Source organism: Spirillospora sp. NPDC048819 (genome assembly GCF_040650055.1).
Taxonomy (GTDB): Bacteria; Actinomycetota; Actinomycetes; order Streptosporangiales; family Streptosporangiaceae; genus Spirillospora.
In genome coordinates, this window is sequence record NZ_JBEZGN010000004.1 from 289,407 (window position 1) to 311,958 (window position 22,552).

Sequence of the window (22,552 nt, forward strand, 5' to 3'; positions counted from 1 at the left end):
CGTTCTACCCGCTGCGTAGGCTGTGCGGCACGACTGGACGGCCCGGAGGTGACCGCGGTGATCCTTGATCGGTTCCGCATCGACGGCAAGGTCGCGGTGGTGACCGGCGCCGGCCGCGGCATCGGCGCCGCCGCCGCCGTCGCGCTCGCGCAGGCCGGCGCCGACGTGCTCGTCTCCGCCCGGACGGAGGAGCAGCTCGCCAAGGTCGCGGCCGAGATCGAGGCGGCCGGGCGGCGGGCGCTGATCGTCCCGTCCGACCTCAGCGATCCGGACGCGGCGGCGGAGCTGGCCGCCCGCGCCGCCGACGGCCTCGGCCGCCTCGACATCGTGGTGAACAACATGGGCGGCGCGATGCCCGCCCCGTTCCTGGAGACCAAGCCGCGCCATCTTGAGAACGCGTTCCAGTTCAATGTGAGCACCGCGCACGCGCTGACCCGCGCCGCCGTCCCGCACCTGCTGGAGTCGGGCGCGGGCAGCGTCGTCAACATCTCCTCCGTCATGGGGCGGATCGCCGGCCGCGGATACCTCGCCTACGGCAGCGCCAAGGCCGCGCTAGCCCACTACACCCGGCTCGCCGCGTTCGACCTGGCGCCGCGCGTCCGCATCAACGCCATCTCCGTCGGCTCCGTCGCGACGTCCGCGCTCGACATCGTCATGACCAGCGACGAGCTGCGCACCGAGATGGAGCGCAAGACGCCGCTGCACCGCGTCGGCGCCCCCGAGGACGTCGCCGCGGCCGTCGTGTACCTCGCCTCACCCGCCTCCGCCTACACGACCGGCGCCCTCCTGCGCGTGGACGGCGGAATCGAGACCCCGAACCTCGACCTGGGCCTGGAGGATCTGTGACCTACCGCGTCGTTCAGTGGAGCACCGGCAACGTCGGGCGGCACGCCATCGCGGGCATCGACGCCCGGCCCGACCTCGAACTCACCGGGGTCTGGGTCTCCAACCCCGCCAAGGTCGGCAAGGACGCCGGGGAACTCGCCGGCCTCGGCCGCGACCTCGGCGTCACCGCGACCGGCGACGAGGACGCGCTGCTCGCGACGCGGCCCGACTGCGTCGTCTACACCTCCATGGCGGACGTGCGGCTGATGGAGGCGATCGACGACCTGTGCCGCATCCTGCGCGCCGGCGTCAACGTCGTGTCCAGCAGCCCGGTGTTCCTGCAGTTCCCGGACGGCGTCGTCCCGCCCGAGATGTCCGACCCCGTGCGGGAGGCGGCCGCCGAGGGCGGCGCGTCGATCTTCGTCAACGGCATCGACCCCGGCTTCGCCAACGACGTGCTCCCGCTCGCCGTCACCGGCATCAGCGAGCGCATCGACCAGGTCCGCTGCATGGAGATCCTCAACTACGCCACCTACGACCAGGGCACGGTGCTGTTCGACATCATGGGCTTCGGCCGGCCCCTGGACGAGACGCCGATGCTGCTGCAGCCCGGCGTCCTCACCATGGCGTGGGGCAGCGTCGTCCGGCAGATCGCCGCCGGTCTCGGCGTGGAACTGGACGAGACCGCCGAGTGGCACACCCGGCTCCCGGCCCCCGACACGTTCGCCGTCTCCGCCGGGACGATCGAGAAGGGCACCCAGGCGGCGCTGCGGTTCGAGGTGCGGGGGATGCGCGGCGGCGAGGCCGTCGTCGTCCTGGAGCACGTCACCCGGCTCCGCGACGACCTCGCCCCCGACTGGCCGCAGCCCGCCGGCGAGGGCTGCTACCGGGTGGAGGTCCGCGGCGAGCCGAACTACACCGTGGACCTCCGGCTCCTCGGCACCGACGGCGACCACAACACCGCCGGGCTGAAGGCCACCGCGATGCGCCTGGTCAACGCCGTGCCCGCCGTCGTCCAGGCACCGCCGGGCCTGCTCACCGCCCTCGACCTGCCGCTCATCCCGGGACGCGGGCTGCTCTAGAGCCCGATCGTGTCGAGGAGCGGGACGAGCCGCTCCTCCTCGCGGTCCAGGTGGGCGTGGAGGATCGCGGTGAGCCGTTCGACCTCGGTGAGCAGGGACGCCGGATCTCCGGCGTCGAGGACGCGGCGCAGCTCGTCCAGAAGCTCCTGCATCTTCTCGTGGTCGTCCTTCAGCTCCGCCAGCGTCGGCCCCAGTCCCGGATGGTGACGCTCCAGGAGCGGGAAGATCTGCTGGTCCTCGCCCATGTGGTGGTTGCCGAGGCCCTGGCACAGCGTCAGGCAGTTGACCCGCAGCTGCGCGCCGAGACCGGCCCCCGACGCGGCGACCTCCTTGCGGATCAGCTCCAGCTCCCTGCGGAACGCGTCGTGCAGCGCGACGAGCATCGCGCCGAGCGACTCCGGCCCGGCGGGCGGCCCGGCCACGACCGGTACCAGGGCGACGACGGGCAGCGTCCGTCCCGACCTGGTCTCGTACTCGGCCCACCCCGGGTCGGCCTCGGCGGCGCGGGCGAAGGCCGCGTCACGTTCGCCGCTCTCCAGGACGACGGCGTCCGCCTCGTAGGTGAAGGCGCCGCTTTCGACCGTGACGCGCGGGTTCGCGACCAGGTTGTGGAACCAGGCCGGGTGCTTCGGCGACCCGCCGGCCGAGGCGATGACCAGCACGCGGTGCTCGCCGTCCGGCAGGTATCCGAGCGGCGTCGTGTGCGGTGCGCCGGACCGCGCGCCGGTGGTGGTCAGCAGGAGGAGCCGGCCGTCCTGGAACACGCCGCCGACGCGGCCGCCGCCCGCCCGGAACTCCTCGATGACCTGCCTGTTGAAATCCATATGTCTCCTGAACTGTTTTCGGGCATGACGAATAAGCCACGGAAAGGGATGCGCAACCGTGGCTGAAGAATGGCGGAGAAGGGCGTGCCGAAGACGGTGTTCGCCGCATAGGGCAGCCCGATGACGTCGCGCGATACACGCGAAACAAAGAAACGAAGAAGAGAGGGCGAGGAGGGGAGTGGCGGGCCTCGCGCCCGCGCCGGCCTCACTCGGAGGCCGGGTACCTCACTCGCTCATGGCCCATGGCCGACCCGGCAGTCACGGAAATGGAGATTACCCGCGCGGGCAATTCAATGCAACATCACATTCCCTCGCGGTGCGCGGCGGCGGCGGCCTGGGTGCGGCTCGTCACGTTCAGCTTGGCGAGGATGTTGGAGACGTGGACGCTCGCCGTCTTCGGGGAGATGAACAGCGCCGCCGCGATCTCCCGGTTGTTGTGCCCCTCCGCGACGAGTTTCAGCACCTCCCGCTCCCGCCCGGTGAGGGACCCGAACGGGCCGGACGGGGCGGTCGCGGCGGGCGCGGGGCGCGCGGCGCCGAGGCGGGCGCGGGCGCCGAGGTCGCGGAGCGCGGCCAGCAGCGGCGCGGCGCCGAGCCGCTCGGCGTCGCGGACGGCGGACCGCCACTGTTCGGCGGCGCCCTCCCGGTCGCCGTTCTCCGCGAGTGCCTCGGCGAGCCGCCACCGCGACCGCGCCACCTCGTACACGAACCCGCCGTCCGGGTCGCCGTAGGTGAACAGGTCGGTCGCCTTCCGCCACAGGTCCACGTCGTGGACGCCGTCCACGCGGCGGCGCTCCGCCTCCGCACGGGCCAGCCAGCCGTGCCCTTCGAGCCCGAGCCAGGCGCGCGTCCGCCCGTTGTCGGTGAAGCCGACGGCCCGCCTCGCCCGCGACAGCAGGTCGTCGCCGGTCGCGGCCGCCTCCCGGACGGCGGCGTCGTCGCCTGCGGCCCGGGCGCGTGCCGCGATCTCCGCCTGCGCCCACAGCCCGGTCGCGGCGATCCGGATGACGCCGACCGTGTCGCCGTAGGAGGTGGCGATGATGCTCGCGACGTGCTCGCTCGCGGCCCGGGGATCGCCCCGCCACAGGGCCTGCTCGGCGGCGAGCCCCCGGGCGAGGTAGTTGAGGAAGAGGTCCTGGTCCCACAGCGGGGCGATCCAGCGCAGCCGCTCGTCCGCGGCGGGCCCGCCCCGCGCGACCTCGACGAACAGTGCGTACGCGGAGATCTGCGCCTCGTACGGCCGGACGACCTGGACCGCGAAGTCCGCGGCGAGCCGGTCCGCCTCCGCCCAGTTCCCCGTCGTGTAGTGCATCAGGTACCGCAGGGACCGCAGGATGATCCCGAACGTGCTCCAGCCGAGGCCGTGCTCCAGGGCGAACTTCACGCCGTCGTCGGCGGCGCGGGCCGCGCCCGCGAGGTCGCCGCGGTCGAACTTCGTCCGGGCGTAGTGCCACGCGGCGCGCATCGTCACCATCGGGCTCTCGCCGCCCGCGGCGGACAGGTCGCGGGCCCGCGCGAACACCTCCGCGACGCCCGAGTCGGCCTCTCCCGCCTCCCGGTGCACGCCGAGCGTCACCAGCAGGCTCGCCTCCGCGCCGGTGGCCCCGGCGGCGCGGGCGGCCTCGACGGCCCGCTCGGCCAGCCCGGGCAGCTCGCCGTCGCCGTCCCGGTAGAGCAGCATCCGCGCGTAGGTGGCCAGGGCGTTGGCGCGCTCGACCGTCGGCGGGTCGGCGGGCAGCATCGCGACCGCCTCCCGCGCCGTGGCGACCGCCTGGTCGAGGTCGTCGATGTCGCCCAGGTACGACGCGAGCACCTCGCGGATCCGGGAGCCGAGCGGCGCGTCCGCCGGGTCGGCCTCGTCCAGCAGCCGCCGCAGCCGGTGCACGGCGCGCCGGAGCTCACCGGACTGCGCGGACTTCTGGGCGGCGAGCAGCGACAGCCGCACCCGGTCGGTGCCGGCGGCGCCCTCGGCGTCCGGCACCGCGTCCCACAGCTCCAGCGCCCGCTCGTAATGCCCGAACGCCTCGGCGGGCGCGCCGAGCCGCCCCGCCTCGTGCCCCGCCCGGACGGACGCGGCGAACGCGGCGGGCAGGTCGTGCGCGGCGAGGCTGTGGTGGGCCAGCTCGGCCGCCGACCCGCGCGTCCCGTCCGGGAGGCCGGCGAGCAGCCGCGCGAAGGCGGCGTGCAGCCGGGTCCGCTCGCCCGGCAGCAGATCGGCGTAGACGGCCTCGCGCAGCAGCGCGTGCCGGAACGTGTACCCGGCCCCGGACGGCACGAGCAGCTGGTGGGAGACGACCTCGCGCAGCGCCCCGCCGACCTCGGCTTCGTCGAGCCCGGACACGCTGCGCACCAGCTCGTCGTCGATGCGGCGCCCGGCGACCGCCGCGACCCGGACGACCCGCTCCGCGGCGTCCGAGATCCGCTCCATCCGCGACAGCAGCAGGTCGGCGAGCCCGGACGGCAGCTCCGCCGGCTGCGCGCCGGGGGAGTCGAGCCCGGCGGCGTACAGCTCGCCGGCGTAGAACGGGTTGCCCTCCGACCGCAGGTGCACCCGCTCGACGACCTCCGCGGTCACCGGCGCCGACCCGCGCGACAGCTCGGCGAGGTACTCGGCGGTCTCACCGGGCCCGAACGGGCGGACCTCGACACCGGTCACGTTCGGCAGCCGCAGCAGCTCCGCCACCACCGGCCGCAGCGGATGCCGCCGGTGCAGGTCGTCCGAGCGGTACGTGCCGACGAGGCAGACCCGTTCGCGCTGGAGCACCCGGGTGAGGAAGGTCAGCAGGTGCCGGGTCGAACGGTCGGCCCAGTGCAGGTCTTCCAGGACGAGCAGGACGGGCCGGTCCGCCGCGAGCTCCCCGAGCAGCCCGAGCACGGCCCCGAAGAGCTGCTGCTGGCCCAGCTCGGACGCCGCGCCGGGGCCGCCCTCACCGTCGGGCAGCAGCCGTCCGAGGACGGGCCGGGCGGTGATCGCGGCGCGGACCTCGTCCGCCTCGGGGGCGCCGGCGTGCGCGGCCGCCCACAGCGCGTCCGTGAGCGGCAGGTACGGCATGCTCTCGCCGAGTTCGGCGCACTGCCCGACGAGGACGGCGGAGCCCCTGTCGCGTGCGGCGCGGGTGAGCGCGGACACCAGGCGGGTCTTGCCGGCGCCCGCGTCGCCGCTGACGAGCACGACGCCCGCGCCGCCGCCGGCGGCCCGCTCCAGCGCCGCGGTCAGCTCCGCGAACTCGGCCGCCCTGCCGATCAGCCTGCTCTCCGGCGCCTGGCCGTCCCCTCCGGTCATCGCGCCCAGTATCGCACCGGACCGGACATGAACGGGCCCCGGATCCGGCGTCGGATCCGGGGCCCGCGGGCTGGCGGACGGGCGCCGAGTGGAACTCGTCCTTTGAATGGCGGCGGGTGGGGGCTGGAGGACGGTGCCGAGTGGAACTCGTCGGTTGAATGGTGGCGGGTGGGGGCTGGAGGACGGTCAGCCGACCAGGGCGGGGGTCCTGTCGGTCTCGCGCACCGCCGCGTCCTCGGCGGCGTCTTCGACGGTGTCCTCGGGGTCGGGGACGGGCAGCACCTTCTGGTAGGCGCGGAGCGTCTCGGCGGCGATCCGCTCCAGCGAGTAGCGGGAGCGGGCGCGGTCGGCGGCGGCGATCGAGTAGCCGTGCAGCGTGGTCTCCTCGGCCAGCAGGTGCCGGATCGCGCGGCCGATCACGACCGGCCGCCCCGCGGGGACGTGCAGCCCGGTGATGCGGTCGAGCACCTCGTCGGCGTTGCCGCCCGCCGGGGTCGTCACGACGGGCACGCCGCAGGCCATGGCCTCCAGCGGCGTCGACGGGCACGGGTCGTGCGGGGTCAGGCACAGGGCCAGGGACGCGGTACGCAGCAGCTTCGGCAGCGCCTTGCGCGGCAGCCGCCCCAGGAAGATCACCCGGTCGGCGACGTGCAGTTCCTTGGCCAGCAGCGTCAGCCGGTGCACGACCTGGTCGTGGTCGAGGTCCTCGCGGGCCGGGCCGCCCGCGACGGTCAGCTCGGCGTGCGGGACGTGCACCAGCGCGTGCAGCGCCGTCTCGACGTCCCCGGCCTCCAGGTCGTCGCAGACCATCACCAGCCGGCGCCGGTCACCGCGGGGCATCGCGGGGCCGACCTGCGCGAACTGGTCGCCGTCGACGCCGTAGGGGACGACGGCGACCGCGGGGCGGGGGACGCCCATCCGCACGACCGCGCCCGCCTCCTCGGTGTGCCCGGCCAGCACCACGTCGGCGTCCCGGCCGATGGCTTTCTCCAAACGGTCCCGGTGGGGGTGAACGGGGTGCCCGGCGCGCCGCTCGGCGGCGGCGACGCCGTGGTAGCTCTGCGCGAACGGGATGCCCAGCTCGCGGGCGACGGCGCAGGCGGCGAGCCCGCCGATCCAGCCGTGCGCGTGCACGATGTCGGGACGTCCATGCCCCGTCCAGCGGCGGCGCAGCTCGTCGGCGAAGTCGCGGACGTGCTTCAGCGTCTCGTCGTCGGACAGCGGGCGGGCCGGCCCGGCGTCGATGTGGACCAGCGCGGCTCCGGGCGCCAGCCGCACCCGGCTGCGGGCGGCGGCGTCCTGGCGCCGCGTGTACACCGTGACCTGGTTCGGCTCCCCGTCCCCGGTCAGCGGGCGGGTGAGCGAACGGGCGAGGTCCCGTACATGGACGGACTGCAGGTGTTCGCCGTCGAGGTCGGAGGCGGACACGAGAGCGATGTTAAGCGTGCGGTGCATGACGGATCCTCCGGTACATCACAGGGGAAGCACGGAGGTATCTGCGTCGTAGACACCTGCTCGGTCAGTTTCATATCCGCCCGCACTCCCCGTCAAACGTCGCGAATCGGGTCTCAGCTCCGCTTGGACCCGGCGAACCGCCTTCAACCTGCTGGAATACTGGACCAGATGGACGACGAACCGCTCTGGTACGTGGCCTACGGCTCGAACCTGTTCCGCGACAGGTTCCGCTGCTACCTCGCCGGGGGCCGTCCGGAGGGCGGCGCCCGCCGCCAGGCCGGCTGCCGCGATCCCCGTCCCGCCCGCGCCGAGCAGTCGATCACGGTGCCCGGCGGCATCTACTTCGCGCACGCCTCGCGGACCTGGGGCGGCGGGATGGCCTTCTACGACCCCGGCCTGCCCGGACGCGCCGCCGCCCGCGCCTACCTGCTGACCCGCCGCCAGTTCTGCGACGTCCTCTCCCAGGAGATGCACCGCGACGTCGGCACCGACCACGACCTCTCGCAGGCCGTCGCCCACGGCCGGCAGCGTCTCGGCCCCGGCCGCTACGAGACCGTCCTGAAGGTCGGGGAACGCGCCGGGCACCCCATGCTCACCTTCACCTCGCCCGCCCCCGCCCCGCCGAACGCGCCGACGGCCCCCTACCTGACGATGCTCGGCAACGGCCTCCGCGAGGCGCACGGCTGGTCCGCCGAACGCGCCGCGTCCTACCTGGCCGGACGCCCCGGCGCCCACGGCACCTGGACGCCCCGGGGCATCACCGCCCTCCTGCGCCCTGGCCCGCCGGCCGTCCGGACGGCTAGGTTCGACCCATGAACGTCGGTGACGTCGTTGACGACTTCGAACTGCCCGACGAGACGGGCGAGCCGCGCACGCTGACCGGGCTGCTGGAGAAGGGGCCGGTCGTCCTGTTCTTCTACCCGGCCGCGATGACCCCCGGCTGCACCGCGGAGGCCTGCCACTTCCGGGACGTGGTGGCCGAACTCGCCGAGGCCGGCGCCCACCCGGTCGGTGTCAGCGCCGACCCGGTCGCCAAGCAGAAGGAGTTCGCCGACAAGCACTCCTTCGGCTACCCCCTCCTGTCGGACCCGGACGGCGACGTCCGCGCCCGCTTCGGCGTCAAACGCGGCATCGCCCTCCTGCCCACCAGACGCCAGACCTTCGTCATCGACACCGACCGCCGCGTTCTGGCGGTCGTCAAGAGCGAGATCCGCATGAACACCCACGCCGACAAGGCCCTGGACGCACTCCGCAGCCGAAGGGCCTGAAGAAGAAGGCGGCCTCCGCTCGCTGCGTCCGCCGTAATACGCGTGCCCCGCTTCCCGTTATCGGCGGGCCTGGTGGCGCGTTCGCCCGTGGGTGCGGGTGCTTTGTGTCGTGTGGTCGGTGGGATCAGCGGACGACGGGGAGGTTGACGGTTGAGGGGTGGGCCGGGGAGTGGAAGATCTCCTGGTCGGCGGTGAGCATTTCGGTGGCGGTGCCGATGGGGGCGCCGGTGCCGGGGTTGCGGGCGACGCGGGGGTAGGCGCCGCTCGCGATCTGGACGCGGACGCGGTGGCCGCGGCGGAACCGGTGACCGGCCGGCCATAGCTCCAGGGCGACGTGCCGGACGCCGTCGCCGTCCGGCTCCGGGGTGCCGGGGACGAGGCGGCGCATGCCCTCGCACAGGTTCAGCGACTCGCCGTCGGGGGTGACGTCGCACAGCCGCACCACGAAGTCGGTGTGCTCCCGGTTCGAGCGGATGTGCAGGTCGGCGGTGACCGGGCCGATGATCTCCAGGTCGTCGTCGAGGACGGCGGAGGTGTAGGTCAGCACGTCCCGGCGGCGTTCCAGGCGCTTCTGGTCGGTGGACGGGCGGGTCTCGCCGAGCAGTGTGGGGCCGCCGAGGAACGGCGTCGGGTGCTCCGGGTCATAGCGGTAGGTGTCGGGTTCCGACTCGGGCGGGGCGTCGGGGGACAGGGCGCCGGCGGGCTGCAGGTGCCAGCGTTCCTCCCGCATCCCCGGGACGGGCCAGTCGGGGAACTCGCGCCACTCGCCCGCGCCGGTGATGTACAGCCGGACGGGCTGTTCCCGCAGCCCGGACGGGTCGTCCAGCAGGTGCGCGCGGAACCAGGCGACCGACTCGCCGACCGATCCGCGCATCATCCGCTGGTCGGCGTGGAACCACGGGCCGATCGTCAGGTAGGGGCGCCGCCCGGCGGCGCGGAGCGCGGCGTAGTCCTTCATCTGCCACGGCAGGAAGATGTCGTACCAGCCGCCGGTCATGTTCACCGGGGCCGTGACCTGCGACACGGTCGGGCTGAAGTCGCGCTTGTCCCAGAACGAGGTGTCGGGGCCGTTGACGAGGAGTTCCTGGAAGAACCGCTGCTGCCCGCCTGTCGCGAGCCGGTCGAGTTCGGCGATCGGGCGTCCCGACAGGGTGGCGCGGCGGGCCCGGCGCGGCGACATGATGCCGGTCGTGATGCCCGACAGGGAGTTCTTCATCCGCGCGGTGAGGTCGACCCAGATGAGCGCCGACTCCAGCGCGAAGGTCCCGCCGACGTTCACCGCGTCCCGGAAGGTCGAGGCGGTGACCTGCATCGACAGCGCGCGGAGTTCGGGGCCGGCCTCGGCGGCGACGGCCCACTGCACGTAGCCGAGGTAGCTCGGCCCGTGCATCGCGAACGTCCCGCCGAACCACGGCTGCGACTTCAGCCACTCGATGGTGGCGAGCCCGTCCTCCCGCTCGTCCAGCGCCTCGAACACGCCGCCGGACCCGAACCCGCCGCGGACGCTCTGCACCACGGCCTGGAACCCGTGCGACGCGAACGCCTGCCCGCACATGAGTCCGAACGGCCCGCGCCGCCCGTAGGGGGAGCGGACGAGCACGGTGGGGGCGCGCTCCACGCCGACGGGCGCGTACCGGTCGGCGAGCAGCGTCACCCCGTCGGCCGCGGGGACCTCCAGGTCCCGCTCGACCGTGACCTGGTGGGGGCCGTTCCGCAGTCCCAGCGCCGTGACCCCGAGCCGGCGCATCATTCCGACGCCTACCACTTGATCGATCGTAATAGCCTCGTGGGTCGCGTCCGTCCCCGGAGTCCGTGATGTGCCTCGCACGCTCCGGGTCTTCTATACGATCGAGGACGCGCAACACGGCAAATCGGGATCTGACGGGCGGGCGGCGGCGCCGTCCGCGCGAAGGGGGAGATGCACGCGCCATGGGTGATGTGAGCTGGGAGCGGGTCATCGCGGCCGGGGTCGTGCTGGCGGCCGCCCTGGCGATCGCGGTGTTCCTGCGGTTGCTGACCGGCCGGCTGTTCAGGCGGGCGGGAGACACCCGGTGGGCCTGGGACGACATCGGCGCCCGGCTCATGAAGGACCTGGTGGTGCCGGTCTCGGTCCTGCTCGGCCTGTGGATCTCGGCGAAGGTGCTGCAGCTGCCGCGCGGCACGCTCGACGTCACGGCCAAGGTGCTCACCGCCGTGACGATCCTGGTGGTCACGCTGGCGCTGGCCCGGCTGATCGCCGCGTCGGTCGCCTCCGTCGCGCTGGCCCGGCAGGGCGTCGCCGGCAATGTGACGATCTTCGCCAACATCACCCGGGTGATCGTGCTCGGCCTCGGCATCCTGGTGATGCTGGGGAGCCTCGGCGTGTCGATCACGCCGCTGCTCGGCGCCGCGGGCATCGGCGGACTGGCGGTCGCGCTCGCGCTGCAGGACACCCTCTCGAACCTGTTCGCGGGCGTGCACGTCCTGGCGGCCAAGACCATCGAGCCCGGCGACTACATCAAGCTGGCCACCGGCCAGGAGGGGTACGTCGTCGACATCAACTGGCGCAACACCTCCATCCGGACGCTGTCGGACAACATCGAAGTCATCCCGAACATGCGGTTCTCCGACACGATCCTCACCAACTTCCACCGTCCCGCGCAGGACATGTCGATCCTGGTGTACGCGAAGGTGGCGTACGACGTCGACCTGGACCGGTTCGAGGAGATCCTCACCGAGGTCGGCCACGACGTGATGAAGGAGGTGCAGGGCGGCGTGGCCGGCAGCGACGTCCTGGTGCGGTTCGACGACTTCAACGACTCCACCGTCGGCTTCCACGTGATCCTGCGGTCCTCGGAGTTCGGCGACCAGTTCCGCATCAAGCACGAGTTCCTCAAGCGGCTGCACAGGACGATCCGCGACGAGGGCATCGCGCCGCCCTACTGGCACCACCGCGTGCTCGTCGACGAGGCCGCCCGCAACGGCGAGCCGTCCCGCGACGGCGAACCGGCCGTCTGACCCGGTGGGGGCCGCGTGCCCCCGGCCCCGCAGCCGTCAGGGCCGGACGATCGGCATCAGCACCTCGTCCACCACCGACTCCAGGTAGGCGTCGGTGATGGGGCCGCCCTCCGTAAGGTTCTGGTAGACGACCACGGCCGGGCCGACCTTCGCGATCTGCCTGGTCACGGCCTCGGGCCGGATCTCGCCGCGTTCGGCGGCCTGCTCGAGCGACTGGTACATCACCTCCTTGACGGGCTTGCTCATGCGCAGGTGGACGACCTCGTGCAGGATCCCCTTGCCTTCCTCGCTCTCCTCCTTCAGCACCTTGAACGCGGCGCCGCGGCAGGCGATCAGCGTGTCGCGCAGGCAGACGAGGGTCGCCAGCATGTCCTCGCGCACCTTGCCCGTCGACGGCGGGGCGGGGGGCTCGGGCAGGACGTGCTTGAGGGCGTCGGTGATGAGCGCGTCCTTGGACGACCAGCGCCGGTAGAGGGCGGCCTTGCCGGTCCGGGCGGCCGTCGCGATGCCCTCCATGGTCAGCCGGTGGTACCCGACGGCCTCCAGTTGCTCGAAGACGGCGTCGAAGATGGCCGTCTCCAGGTCGCCGCCGCGGCGGCGGGTGGCCGGGGTCACGACACGCTCCCCAAAATAGTGAACGCAAGCGTTCCTTCTGGTGCGAATCGGTGATACGTTCCCCACATAGTGTACTTCGCCGTTCCTTAATTCTCGAAGGGTCGATCTTGTCCGCATCGAACGGGCGGACGGCCGCACCGGAGGAGTTCGCCGCTCCCGCCGAAGCCGCCGCACCACCACCTCATCATCGCCCGGGAATCATTCTCGCCGTCATCGTCGGCTGCCAGCTCATGATCGGGCTGGACACGTCCGTCGTCACCATCGCGCTCCCGCAGATCCGGGACGGGCTCGGGCTGTCGACCGGGGGCCTCGCCTGGATCCAGAACTCCTACATGCTCGCATTCGGCGGGCTGCTCCTCCTCGGCGGACGGGCCGGGGACGTCTTCGGCCGCCGCCGCACCTTCACCGCCGGGATCGGGCTGTTCACCGCCGCGTCGCTGGCCGGCGGGCTGGCCACCGAGGGCTGGTGGCTGCTGGCCGCCCGCGTCGCCCAGGGCGTCTCCGCCGCGATCGCCGCGCCGAGCGCGATGGCGCTGATAGCCACGAACTTCCAGGGCGGCGCCCGCGTCCGGGCGCTGAGCGTCTTCTCCGCCGTCACCGGCGCGGGTGCGGCGCTCGGCATGCTCGCCGGCGGTGTGCTCACCGAGGCGTCCTGGCGCTGGGTGTTCTTCGTCAACGTCCCGTTCGGCGTCGTGCTGGCCATGCTCGCGCCGCGCATCCTCACCGAGACCCGGCGCCGCTCCGGCCGGTTCGACGTCGCCGGCGCCGTCGCGTCCACGGCCGGCATGACCGCCCTCGTCTACGCGCTGATCCGGGTGGGCTCGGACGGCTGGGGGGACGGCCGGGCCCTCGCCGGCTTCGCCGCCGCCGCCGTCCTGCTGGCCGGGTTCGCAGCCGTCGAGCGCCGCGCGGGGGAGCCGGTACTGCCGCTGTGGCTGCTGACCGGCCGCGACCGCGCGGCGTCCTATCTGACCCAGTTCCTGCTGGTCGCGGCGATGTTCGGGGCGTACTTCTTCCTCACCCAGTACTTGCAGCAGGTCCTCGGCTACGGGCCGCTGCGGGCCGGCGCGGCGTTCCTTCCGATGGTCGTGATGCAGTTCGCGACGGTCCGTGCGGTCCCGCGCGTGCTGCCGCGCCTGGGCGCCCGGACGCTGGTGGTGGCCGGGACGGCCCTGGTCGCGATCGGGCTGTTGTGGCTGTCCGGCCTCTCGCCGGAGGACGGCTACGCCTCCGGGCTGCTCGGACCGTTCGTCCTCGTCGGCGCGGGCGGCGGCATATCGATCATGCCGTTGAACGCGACGATCCTGGGCAGCGTCGAGCCCGAGCAGTCCGGCGCCGCCTCCGGCGTCGCGCAGACCATGCTGTGGACGGGCGGTTCGCTCGGCTCGGCCGTCCTGGTCACGGTGCACGGGTCGGCGGTGCCCGATGGGGCCGTGCCCGGCGGCGCGGTCGTCGAGGGGATGACCGCGGCGTTCGCGGCCGGCGCGGTGTTCGCCGCCGCCGCGCTGCTGGTGGCGCTGTTCGTCCTGCGCGTCCGCCGGTGACCCCGGTGGCCGGGCCGGTCAGGCGGGTGGGGGGACGGTTTCGTCGAACCAGGCGAGGAACTCGGTGCGGCCGAACATCTTCGCGGTGTCGACGGCGGACGGGGAGCCCGCCCGCGGGTCGGCGCCCGCGTCCAGCAGGGCCCGCACCACCTCCGCCTCCTTCTTGAACACCGCGCCGGCGAGCGGCCGCTGGCCCCGGTCGTTGGCGCGCTCGGGGTCGGCGCCCCGCGCCGCGAGGGCCCGGACGGTCCCGGGGTGTCCGTGGTGGGCGGCGACCATGAGCAGCGTGTCGCCCTTGTCGTCTGACAGGTTCGGCGGCACCCCTGCGTCGACGTGGCCGGCGAGTTCCGCCGTCTCGCCGCTGCGCGCCATGTCGAACAGACGGGTCGCGAACTCCGCCGTCTCCGGGCCGGCCTCGGCCGTGAGCGGGACCCCGGTGCCGGCGGTGAGCAGCCCGCCGAGGCTGTCCTCCCCGTACCGCAGGTTCTTCTCCAGCGCGACGAGCGCGCCGTCCTGGAGGAAGGTGCGGAACCGGACGTCGTCGGCCAGCGTCCTCATGATCAGCAGTCCCCGGCCCTGTTCGGCCACCGGTTCCGGATGCGGGATCCGCTCGGCGTCGAATCCCGTCCCCGAGTCGATCACCTTGATCAGGCAGCGGCGGTCCTGGATGACGACCCGCACCGTGTAGTCGGCGCCGTGCTCGGCGTGCTCGATCACGTTGGTGCACGCCTCGGTCAGCATCACCTCGATGTCGTCGCGGATCTGGTCCTCCACCCCGAGGGCGGTCAGCGCCGCGTCCAGGAGCCTCCGCGTCGCCGGGACGCTGGCCGCGTCACGGGGGAGCAGGAGGTCGAGGCTGATCTCCACGTTGTCTCCGTCCACGTTCTGTCCCTGTGAATCGTGCCCTTTCGGACACGCTCAAACATGCGGGGGACGGATGTGCGCTAGACTGATTGTGTCAAACTAAATTGTGCACAACTGAAGGAGGAACCGGTGGACGTTCACTACACCGCCGTCGCCACCGCCAACGGGCGCGACGGCAAGGCCGTCACCTCCGACGGCCGTCTCGAAGTGGCCCTCGCCGTCCCCGTCGAGATGGGAGGCGGCGGCGGGAACGGCACCAACCCCGAGCAGCTGTTCGCCGCCGGATACGCGGCCTGCTTCGCCAGCGCCATCGGCGCCGTCGCCCGCACCACCCGCCAGGACGTCCGGGACGTCTCCGTCACCGCCGAGGTCGGCATCGGCGGCGACGTCGAGAACGGGTTCGGCCTCACCGTCGTCCTGCGGATCGAGCTGCCCGAGGACCTGGAGAACGGGCGCGACCTGGTGGAACGCGCCCACCAGGTCTGCCCGTACTCGAACGCCACCCGGGGCAACGTCCCGGTCGAGCTGGTCATCGAGTAGCCGGTCCGGGGGCGGCTCATCCCGCGGCGGCGGCCGCGTTCTCCTGGCGGAGCAGCTTGCGGACCGCCGTCGCCGCCGGTCCCGTCCGCGCCGTCAGCTCCTCGATCCGCCGCTTGTGCCGCCGCCGGTCCGCTCCCGGCAGGACGGTCTTCAGCTCGCCCGCCGCCGCCAGCGCGACCGCCGCCGCGTCGTAGCTGTTCACGTGGGCCACCGGACGCCCACGCAGCGCGGACGACGCCCCGCCCCACAGCGACTTCACCACCCGGGGATCCTTGACCGTCACCTCCTGGCGCTTGAACAGGCCCAGCTTCCGGCGCGTCCGCACGCGGATCCACCCGTCGCGGACCAGCTCGTCCCGAACCCTCCCCACCATGGCCTTGCTGTCCTTGCGGACCCAGTGCCGCCACGACCGGGGCCGTGACTCGGCGATCTGGGCGAGCACCCCGTACGGGTCGTCGCCCGGCGTGTCCGGGACGGGTTTGCGCCGCTCCTCGCCGAGCCGACCGTCGAGGTACAGCTCGGTCAGGGCCGCCGCCCGCAGCACGTAGCCGAGCTGCGAGCCGCCCTTGCTCATCCTGTGCTTCCTCAGGTCGTACGCCAGCAGGTACATCCGCGCCGGCAGCGATTCCGGAACATCGACCATGGCTAGTCCTCGCCCCCGCCGCGCGGCGGGTCTTCCTCGTCCTCGGCGGCCTTGCGGGGGCGGCCGGGCCCGCGCATCCCGCGGGCCGACCCGGGCATCCGCCCCGCGTCGGCGAGCGCCCGTCTCAACAGGAACTCGATCTGCGCGTTGGTGCTGCGCAGCTCGTCCCCGGCCCACCGGGCCAGTGCGTCGTGCACCGCCGGGTCGAGCCGCAGCAGGATCTTCTTGCGTTCAGTCACCGGTCAGGGGGTCACTGGTAGAGGCCGCCGGTGTTCACCACCGGCTGGGCGTCGCGGTCGGCGCACAGGACGACCAGCAGGTTGCTGACCATCGTCGCCTTGCGCTCCTCGTCCAGTTCGATCACGTTCTGGTCGTCGAGCCGCTCCAGCGCGAGCTGCACCATGCCGACCGCGCCCTCCACGATCCGCTGCCGCGCCGCGACGACCGCGCCGGCCTGCTGGCGGCGCAGCATCGCCTGCGCGATCTCCGGGGCGTACGCCAGCCCCGTTATCCGCGACTCGATGATCTCCACGCCGGCGGACGCGACGCGCTCGGCCAGCTCGTCCGACAGCTGCGCGGTGATCTCGTCGGCGTTGTCGCGCAGCGAGGTCCGGGCGGCGTCGTCGTAGGGGAAGCTGCCCGCGATGTGCCGGACGGCCGCCTCGGTCTGGAACGCCACGAACTCCACGAAGTCGTCGACCTCGAACACGGCCCGCGCGGTGTCGGCGACCTGCCACACCACCACGGCCGAGATCTCGATCGGGTTGCCGTCCAGGTCGTTGACCTTGGCCAGCCCGGTCTCGTGGTTGCGGATCCGCGTCGACACGCGTTCCCGGTTCGTCAGCGGGTTCACCCACCGCAGCCCGTCGGTGCGGACCGTCCCCTTGTACCGGCCGAGCAGCAGCAGGACCCGGGCCTCGTTGGGCGCCACGGGCGTCAGGCCGGCGGCGACGACCAGCCCGACCGCCGCGAGCAGCGATCCCGCGGTGACGGCCGCCGCGAGGGCGACGGTCCCGCCCACGGCGATCCCGGGGAGCACCGCTGCGGCGCCCAGCAGGATCAGCACCACGGCGAGCGCCAGCATCGTCCACCCGCCGCGGTCCCGGGCCGGCCGCTCCGTGATCTTCGGACGCGGCATGTCCACCTTCGCCGTCTCATCGGCCATGTTCGGTTCTCCTCGTCTAGCGTTATCACCAACCTATCAAAGTGATATCACTTTATTCAAACCGGGGCAGGTCAGGCGGCCGTGACCAGATCGGGCTCCTCGACCTCGGGGATCACCTTGGGGACGTTGCGGAGCGTGACGAGCGCGAACCCCGCGACGAGTGCGGCGAACACCGCGCTGCACAGCAGGGCGGCGTGCATGCCGTCCACGAAGGCGTCCCGCGCCGCGGCGCCGACCTGGGCGGCGACGTCCGCGGGCAGGTTCCCGGCGGTCTGGAGGGCGGCGCCGATGGAGTCGCGGGCGGTGGCCGCGGCCGGTGCGGGCACCGTCGCCGGCAGGTCCAGGACGCCCCGGTACACCGCGTTCAGGACGCTGCCGAGCACCGCCATGCCGAGCGCCCCGCCGAGTTCGGTCGCCGTCTCCGAGATCGCGGACGCGGCGCCGGAACGCTCCTTCGGGACGGATGCCAGCACGGTGTCGGAGGTGACCGTGAGCCCCATCCCCATCCCGATGCCGGACATCAGCATCCCGGCCACCATCACCCAGTACGAGGTGTTCAGCCCGATCGTGAGGAAGAAGGTGAAGCCGCTCGCGGCGACCAGCATGCCGGCGGCGACGGTGCGGGCCCGTCCGAGCGCGGTGATCAGCGGCGGTGCCAGCGCCGCGCCGCCGATCACGGCGCCGACGGCCCCGGGCAGCCCCGCCAGCCCGGCCTTCAGCGGCGACCAGCCGAGCGCGAGCTGGAAGAACAGCGAGAAGATCAGCGACTGGGCGACCAGGGCGAACATCGCGAACATGTTGGTGCCGACCGAGCCGCTGAACGCCGGGTTGCGGAAGAGCCGGACGTCGATCAGCGGCCGGTCCAGCCGTGTCTGGCGGACCAGGAACGCGGCCAGCGCGAGGGCGCCGGCCGCCGCCGGGACGTACACGCGGATCTCGTCCGGCCCGTGCGCGGCGGCCTCCTTGACCGCGTACACGAGCCCGAGGACGCCGGCGACCGACAGCGGCACGCTGAGCAGGTCGAGCCGTCCGGGAACGGGGTTGCGGGACTCGGTCAGGAAGACCGAGCCGGCGAGGAACGCCACCACCATGATCGGAACGTTGATCATGAAGACGGAGCCCCACCAGAAGCGGTCGAGCAGCGCCCCGCCGATCACGGGCCCGAGGCCGACCGCGAGGCCCCCGGCGCCGCCGAACGCGCCGACCGCCATCGTCCGCTCCTTCGGGTCGGTGAAGGCGCGGCGGATCAGCGACAGGCACGACGGCATCAGCGTGGCGCCCGCGGCGCCCAGCAGCGCCCGTGCCGCGATCAGCAGCTCGGCGGTCGGCGCGTACGCGGTCAGGGCGGACGCGGCGGCGAACACCACCGTCCCGATCAGCAGCAGCCTCTTGTGGCCGACGCGGTCGCCGACGCCCCCCATGGTGATCAGCAACCCGGCGAGCACGAAGCCGTAGGCGTCGGCGATCCACAGGATCTGGGTGGACGACGGCCGCAGATCCGCGCTCAGATGCGGGACGGCCTGGTTCAGCGCGGTCAGGTCGATGTTGGGCACGATCGCGACCAGCAGGCAGATCGTGAACGTGGCCCATTTGCGGGTGGAGGTGTCCATGCCCGCAACGGTCGCGGGGAGCGCTGACCGTTCCCGCACCGTCCGCTGACCGACCCGGGGGCATGCCGTCAGCGTCCGCCCGGCGTCCGCTCAGCCGGGCGGTCAGCACCTCAGCGGGCGGTCAGCACGGCCAGCGCCTCCGCGCGGGGCAGTGCCGCCGCCCGGTCGAAGACCGCCCCGTACTCGGCGTCGCCGAGCAGGACGCGGGCACCGGACGAGATGCGTTCGGCGTCGGGGTCGCCGGGGATCTGCACACCCCGCAGCGCCGCCGCGACTCCCAGCAGCAGCGCCGCCCGCCGGCCGTCCCCCTCCGCGACGCCCACGCCCGCCAGCCCCACCGCCGCGGACGCCTGGTAGGTGAAGACCGGGTGGTCGAACGAGATGTCCAGAGCCTCGTGAAGCAGTTCCCTCGCCCGTGCGTGGTCGCCCTCGGCGAAGGCCAGCCACGCCAGCCCGACCAGGGTCGCGCCGCGCACCCCGGCGGCGATGAAGCGCTCGGACGTGTAGCCGGTCAGCGCCGTCTCGTACAGCCGCCGCGCCCCGGCGACGTCCCCGCGCAGCCGCGCGACGTCGCCGAGCCCCTGGTACCCGGCGGCGATCTTGTCGGGGGTGCCCGCCCGCCGGGACAGCTCGATGCCGCGCTCGTACGCGGCCTCCGCGGCGTCCAGGTCACCTCCGTGAGTGTGGACGAGAGCGCGCTGGTAGAGCAGGTCGGCGGTGTCCTCCAGCGCGCCGAGCTGCCGCGTCAGCTCCAGCGCCTCGTCCAGGAGGGCGAGGGCCCGTTCGCGGTCCCCGCGCCGGTCGGCCGCCTGGGCGAGCGGGTCCAGCGAGTTCGCGATGCCCCAGCGGTCGCCGCACGCCCGGAACCCCTCGACGGCCTCGGTGCATGCCTTCTCCACCTCGCCGAGGCCTCCTCTGATCTGGGCGAGGAACCCCTCGCTCATCCGGACCAGCGCCCGCGTCCACGGGTCGTCCCGCATCTGCTCGGCGAAGATGGTGTACTCGGTCCGGGCGGGGCCGGCGATCAGCGCCCACATGACGGTGGTGACCGGATGCCTCAGCGGGCCGCCGATGCGGCGCAGGACCTCCGCGGCGTGGTCGAGCCACGCCACCGCGCGATCACCCGAGCTGCCGCCCGACACCGCGTTGGTGACGCACAGGGCGTACTCCTCGCCGAGCCCCTCCGGCGGGTCGAAGCCGATCGCGTGCATCAGCTCGGACGCCAGCGGCGCGCCCTCGATGCGCCCGCGCAGCTGCCAGTACCACGACAGCGCCGCGATCAGCCGGAGCGCGAGCGCGTGGTCGTGCCGCACGCACCACCGCAGCGCCGCGTGCAGGTTCCCGTGGTCGGCGGCGAGCGCCGCCAGCCATTCCAGCTGCTCCGCGCCGCGCAGATGGGGCTCGGCGCGCCGGGCCAGCCCGAGGAAGTACTCCGCGTGCGCCCGCTCGAACCGCTCGGTCTCACCGGCCTCGCCGAGCCGCTCGGCGCAGAACGCGCGGACGGTGTCGAGCATCCGGTACCGGGTGCCGTCGCTCTGCACCAGCGACCTGTCCACCAGCTCGATGAGCAGTTCGTCGTCATCCTGACCGCAGACGCCCGCGGCGGCCTCCATCGTGAACCCGCCGGAGAACACCGTGAGACGCCGCGCGAGCGTCCGCTCCGCCTCGTCCAGCAGGTCCCAGCTCCACTCGACCACCGCCCGCAGCGTCCGGTGGCGCGGCACCGCCGCCCGGTTCCCGCGCGACAGCAGCCGGAACCTGTCGTCCAGCCGCATGGCGACCTCCGTGACGGGCAGCGACCGCAGCCGCGCCGCCGCCAGCTCGATCGCCAGCGGCAGCCCGTCCAGCGTCCGGCAGATCCGCAGGACGGCGCCGGCGTTCCCGTCGTCCACCGCGAAACCGGGCCGGACCGCCTCCGCCCGGTCGAGGAACAGCCGCACCGCCGGATACGCGGCCAGCTCCCCGGCCGGCGTGCCGTCCGGCGGCAGCTCCAGCGGCGGCACCGGCCGCAGCGCCTCGCCCGTGATGCCCAGCGCCTCCCGGCTGGTCGCGAGCACCCGCAGCTCCGAGCAGGCGCTCAGGAGCCGGTGCGCGATCCCCGCAGTCGGTTCCACGACATGCTCGCAGTTGTCCAGGACGAGCAGCATCCGCCGCCCGTCCAGCGCCGTGACCAGCCGCTCCACCGCGTCCGCCGGCTGCTGCTCGCCGGGTGCCGGCCGCATCCCGCCCTCCCGCAGCCCGAGCGCACCCAGCAGCGCCTTCGGCACCTCGCCCGCGGCGACCGGCGCCAGGTCGACGAAGCAGACCTCGCCGCCCTCCCGCTGCGCCGCCTCGACCGCCAGCCGCGTCTTGCCCGCACCGCCGGGGCCGAGCAGCGTGACCAGCCGCCCGCCCGCGAGCATCTTCCCGACCCGCCTCAGCTCCTCCTCGCGCCCGACGAAGCTGGTGAGCTGCGCCGGCAGCCTCGGGCGGGTTTCGCGGGCCTCGCCCCGCAGGATCGCCACATGCACGTCGGCGAGCTCCCGGGACGGATCGGCGCCCAGCTCGTCGGCCAGAACCCGGCGGCCCTCCTCGAACACCGCGAGCGCCTCCGCCTGCCGGCCGCACGCGTGCAGCGCCCGCATCAGCAGCGCCCGCGCCCGCTCCCGCAGCGGCTGGGCGTCCACCAGGCCGCGCAGCTCGGCGACGACCGCGCCGGCGTCGCGGCCCTGAAGCCGGGCCTCGCCGTACTCCTCGACGGCCGAGGCGCGCGCCTCCTCCAGCCGCGCCGCCCGCGCCCCGGCGAACGGCGCCCCCACATCGGCCAGCGCGGGCCCGCGCCACAGACCGAGCGCCTCCTCGAACAGGCCCGCCGCGCTCGCGAACTCCCCGGCCGCCATGGCCCGCCGCCCGCAGGCCGCCAGCCGCCCGAACCGGTGCACATCGACCTCGTCCCGGTCGACGACGATCCGGTACCCGGCCGCCCGGCCCTCCACGAGGTCCGCGTCCCCGAGCGCCCGCCGCAGCCGCGACACCTGCGACTGAAGCGCGTTCGCGGCCCCGTGCGGCGGCTCGTCCCCGTACAGCCCGTCGATGAGCCGCTCATTCGGGACGACCCTTCCCGCGTCCAGCAGCAGCATCGCCAGCAGCGCCCGGACCCGGGGCCCGCCCAAGGCCACGGACTCCCCGTCCACCCGGGCCTCGACCGGCCCCAAGACGCCGAACCGCATGTCCCCGATTGTCCCGCATCCCCCGACTACGGTGGTGCCACCGAGACTGGAGGACCGCCATGAGCGAGACGCAGATCGTCACCGACTTCCTCTCCGCCCTCGAAGACCTCGACATCGACCGTGCCCTCACCTACGCCGCGCCCGAGATCGTCTACCAGAACGTCCCTCTCCCACCCGCCCGGGGCCTGCCCGCCGTCGAGAAGACGCTCCGCGCCATGTCCCGCTACGGCACCGGCTTCGAGGCCCGCGTCCACCACATCGCCTCCAACGGCCCCGTGGTCCTGACCGAGCGGACCGACGTCCTGGAAGCCGGCGCCTGGCGTGCCGAGTTCTGGGTGTGCGGCACCTTCAAGGTGCACGACGACCGCATCACCCTCTGGCGCGACTACTTCGACTGGACCACGTTCATGGCCGCCTCAGTGAAGGGCCTGGGCGGCGTCCTCCTGTCGGCGCTGTCCCCGCGTCCCAAACGACGTAGCCAGACGTAAAGCGCGCGACCAGGGCGGACGCCGTCGCCGACGCGGCCCGCGCCGCCGCCCGCCGACGATCCCGTTCCGGTCTGCCCCTTCGAAAGAGCAGGCAAAATAAAGCGGCATTCCCGGTTGTTTACGTCTCCGGCATCGAAGCA

Annotated in this window: 19 protein-coding genes; 8 read left to right on the plus strand and 11 right to left on the minus strand. The window is 73.4% G+C overall.

The window, feature by feature from the left end:
• The first annotated feature begins 57 nt into the window (after positions 1–57).
• Positions 58–846: an SDR family oxidoreductase gene (locus tag AB0C35_RS09080; protein WP_358452281.1), complete on the plus strand. Its 789-nt coding sequence runs from the start codon at positions 58–60 to the stop codon at positions 844–846.
• Positions 843–1,907: a dihydrodipicolinate reductase gene (locus AB0C35_RS09085; protein WP_358452283.1), complete on the plus strand. Its 1,065-nt coding sequence runs from the start codon at positions 843–845 to the stop codon at positions 1,905–1,907. The genes AB0C35_RS09080 and AB0C35_RS09085 overlap by 4 nt, the downstream gene beginning before the upstream one ends.
• Here the strand turns inward: AB0C35_RS09085 and AB0C35_RS09090 are convergent.
• The 3 genes from AB0C35_RS09090 to AB0C35_RS09100 all read right to left on the minus strand — a co-directional run bounded on the left by AB0C35_RS09090 (position 1,904) and on the right by AB0C35_RS09100 (position 7,469).
• Positions 1,904–2,731: a nitroreductase/quinone reductase family protein gene (locus AB0C35_RS09090; protein WP_358452285.1), complete on the minus strand. Its 828-nt coding sequence runs from the start codon at positions 2,729–2,731 to the stop codon at positions 1,904–1,906. The two genes, AB0C35_RS09085 and AB0C35_RS09090, sit on opposite strands and share 4 nt — an antisense overlap.
• Positions 2,732–3,032: 301 nt before the next feature.
• Entirely contained in the window at positions 3,033–6,014 is a 2,982-nt protein-coding gene (locus AB0C35_RS09095; protein WP_358452286.1) for an AAA family ATPase, read from the minus strand.
• A gap of 186 nt (positions 6,015–6,200) precedes the next feature.
• Positions 6,201–7,469, minus strand: coding sequence for a glycosyltransferase (locus tag AB0C35_RS09100; RefSeq protein WP_358452288.1), 1,269 nt, complete (start codon positions 7,467–7,469; stop codon positions 6,201–6,203).
• A 168-nt stretch (positions 7,470–7,637) separates the two neighbouring features.
• Between AB0C35_RS09100 and AB0C35_RS09105 the strand changes: the two genes are divergently transcribed.
• Both AB0C35_RS09105 and AB0C35_RS09110 read left to right on the plus strand, forming a co-directional pair.
• Positions 7,638–8,285, plus strand: coding sequence for a histone deacetylase (locus AB0C35_RS09105; protein WP_358452290.1), 648 nt, complete (start codon positions 7,638–7,640; stop codon positions 8,283–8,285).
• Positions 8,282–8,737, plus strand: a complete 456-nt coding sequence (locus tag AB0C35_RS09110; RefSeq protein WP_358452292.1) for a peroxiredoxin — start codon at positions 8,282–8,284, stop codon at positions 8,735–8,737. The genes AB0C35_RS09105 and AB0C35_RS09110 overlap by 4 nt, the downstream gene beginning before the upstream one ends.
• Positions 8,738–8,861: 124 nt before the next feature.
• On the opposite strand, the gene AB0C35_RS09115 is transcribed toward AB0C35_RS09110, so the two are convergent.
• Positions 8,862–10,502 (minus strand): CocE/NonD family hydrolase, encoded by a 1,641-nt coding sequence (locus tag AB0C35_RS09115; RefSeq protein WP_358452294.1) that lies wholly within the window; start codon positions 10,500–10,502, stop codon positions 8,862–8,864.
• A 164-nt stretch (positions 10,503–10,666) separates the two neighbouring features.
• Here AB0C35_RS09115 and AB0C35_RS09120 point away from each other — a divergent pair, with 164 nt between their 5' ends.
• Positions 10,667–11,734 (plus strand): mechanosensitive ion channel family protein, encoded by a 1,068-nt coding sequence (locus AB0C35_RS09120; protein WP_358452296.1) that lies wholly within the window; start codon positions 10,667–10,669, stop codon positions 11,732–11,734.
• Between the two features lie 36 nt (positions 11,735–11,770).
• On the opposite strand, the gene AB0C35_RS09125 is transcribed toward AB0C35_RS09120, so the two are convergent.
• Positions 11,771–12,349, minus strand: a complete 579-nt coding sequence (locus AB0C35_RS09125; RefSeq protein ID WP_358452298.1) for a TetR/AcrR family transcriptional regulator — start codon at positions 12,347–12,349, stop codon at positions 11,771–11,773.
• Between the two features lie 107 nt (positions 12,350–12,456).
• Here AB0C35_RS09125 and AB0C35_RS09130 point away from each other — a divergent pair, with 107 nt between their 5' ends.
• Complete coding sequence (locus tag AB0C35_RS09130) at positions 12,457–13,893, plus strand: MFS transporter (protein ID WP_358452300.1); 1,437 nt, start codon at positions 12,457–12,459, stop codon at positions 13,891–13,893.
• An 18-nt stretch (positions 13,894–13,911) separates the two neighbouring features.
• On the opposite strand, the gene AB0C35_RS09135 is transcribed toward AB0C35_RS09130, so the two are convergent.
• Positions 13,912–14,775, minus strand: a complete 864-nt coding sequence (locus AB0C35_RS09135; protein ID WP_358452302.1) for an ATP-binding protein — start codon at positions 14,773–14,775, stop codon at positions 13,912–13,914.
• A 111-nt stretch (positions 14,776–14,886) separates the two neighbouring features.
• On the opposite strand from AB0C35_RS09135, the gene AB0C35_RS09140 reads away from it, so the two are divergent.
• Complete coding sequence (locus tag AB0C35_RS09140) at positions 14,887–15,297, plus strand: organic hydroperoxide resistance protein (RefSeq protein WP_358452304.1); 411 nt, start codon at positions 14,887–14,889, stop codon at positions 15,295–15,297.
• 16 nt (positions 15,298–15,313) lie between these two features.
• On the opposite strand, the gene AB0C35_RS09145 is transcribed toward AB0C35_RS09140, so the two are convergent.
• From AB0C35_RS09145 to AB0C35_RS09165, 5 genes are all read right to left on the minus strand, one after another.
• The gene (locus tag AB0C35_RS09145; RefSeq protein WP_358452306.1) at positions 15,314–15,940 is read right to left on the minus strand and encodes a GPP34 family phosphoprotein; all 627 of its coding nucleotides are present in this window, start codon (positions 15,938–15,940) and stop codon (positions 15,314–15,316) included.
• A 2-nt stretch (positions 15,941–15,942) separates the two neighbouring features.
• Positions 15,943–16,179, minus strand: a complete 237-nt coding sequence (locus AB0C35_RS09150; RefSeq protein WP_358452308.1) for a hypothetical protein — start codon at positions 16,177–16,179, stop codon at positions 15,943–15,945.
• Between the two features lie 11 nt (positions 16,180–16,190).
• Positions 16,191–17,078, minus strand: coding sequence for an SPFH domain-containing protein (locus AB0C35_RS09155; RefSeq protein ID WP_358452435.1), 888 nt, complete (start codon positions 17,076–17,078; stop codon positions 16,191–16,193).
• A 98-nt stretch (positions 17,079–17,176) separates the two neighbouring features.
• Complete coding sequence (locus AB0C35_RS09160) at positions 17,177–18,715, minus strand: MFS transporter (RefSeq protein WP_358452310.1); 1,539 nt, start codon at positions 18,713–18,715, stop codon at positions 17,177–17,179.
• A gap of 110 nt (positions 18,716–18,825) precedes the next feature.
• The gene (locus AB0C35_RS09165) at positions 18,826–21,924 is read right to left on the minus strand and encodes a BTAD domain-containing putative transcriptional regulator (protein WP_358452312.1); all 3,099 of its coding nucleotides are present in this window, start codon (positions 21,922–21,924) and stop codon (positions 18,826–18,828) included.
• 59 nt (positions 21,925–21,983) lie between these two features.
• Between AB0C35_RS09165 and AB0C35_RS09170 the strand changes: the two genes are divergently transcribed.
• The gene (locus AB0C35_RS09170; RefSeq protein ID WP_358452313.1) at positions 21,984–22,412 is read left to right on the plus strand and encodes a limonene-1,2-epoxide hydrolase family protein; all 429 of its coding nucleotides are present in this window, start codon (positions 21,984–21,986) and stop codon (positions 22,410–22,412) included.
• Positions 22,413–22,552 lie beyond the last annotated feature (140 nt).

Excerpts from the sequence above, each read along its gene's own strand:
- AB0C35_RS09095 (WP_358452286.1), bottom strand. The coding sequence starts at position 6,014 with ATGACCGGAGGGGACGGCCAGGCGCCGGAGAGCAGGCTGATCGGCAGG.
- AB0C35_RS09105 (WP_358452290.1), top strand. The coding sequence starts at position 7,638 with ATGGACGACGAACCGCTCTGGTACGTGGCCTACGGCTCGAACCTGTTC.
- AB0C35_RS09100 (WP_358452288.1), bottom strand. The coding sequence starts at position 7,469 with ATGCACCGCACGCTTAACATCGCTCTCGTGTCCGCCTCCGACCTCGAC.
- AB0C35_RS09145 (WP_358452306.1), bottom strand. The coding sequence starts at position 15,940 with ATGGTCGATGTTCCGGAATCGCTGCCGGCGCGGATGTACCTGCTGGCG.
- AB0C35_RS09090 (WP_358452285.1), bottom strand. The coding sequence starts at position 2,731 with ATGGATTTCAACAGGCAGGTCATCGAGGAGTTCCGGGCGGGCGGCGGC.
- AB0C35_RS09165 (WP_358452312.1), bottom strand. The coding sequence starts at position 21,924 with ATGCGGTTCGGCGTCTTGGGGCCGGTCGAGGCCCGGGTGGACGGGGAG.
- AB0C35_RS09110 (WP_358452292.1), top strand. The coding sequence starts at position 8,282 with ATGAACGTCGGTGACGTCGTTGACGACTTCGAACTGCCCGACGAGACG.
- AB0C35_RS09170 (WP_358452313.1), top strand. The coding sequence starts at position 21,984 with ATGAGCGAGACGCAGATCGTCACCGACTTCCTCTCCGCCCTCGAAGAC.
- AB0C35_RS09120 (WP_358452296.1), top strand. The coding sequence starts at position 10,667 with ATGGGTGATGTGAGCTGGGAGCGGGTCATCGCGGCCGGGGTCGTGCTG.
- AB0C35_RS09160 (WP_358452310.1), bottom strand. The coding sequence starts at position 18,715 with ATGGACACCTCCACCCGCAAATGGGCCACGTTCACGATCTGCCTGCTG.
- AB0C35_RS09155 (WP_358452435.1), bottom strand. The coding sequence starts at position 17,078 with ATGCCGCGTCCGAAGATCACGGAGCGGCCGGCCCGGGACCGCGGCGGG.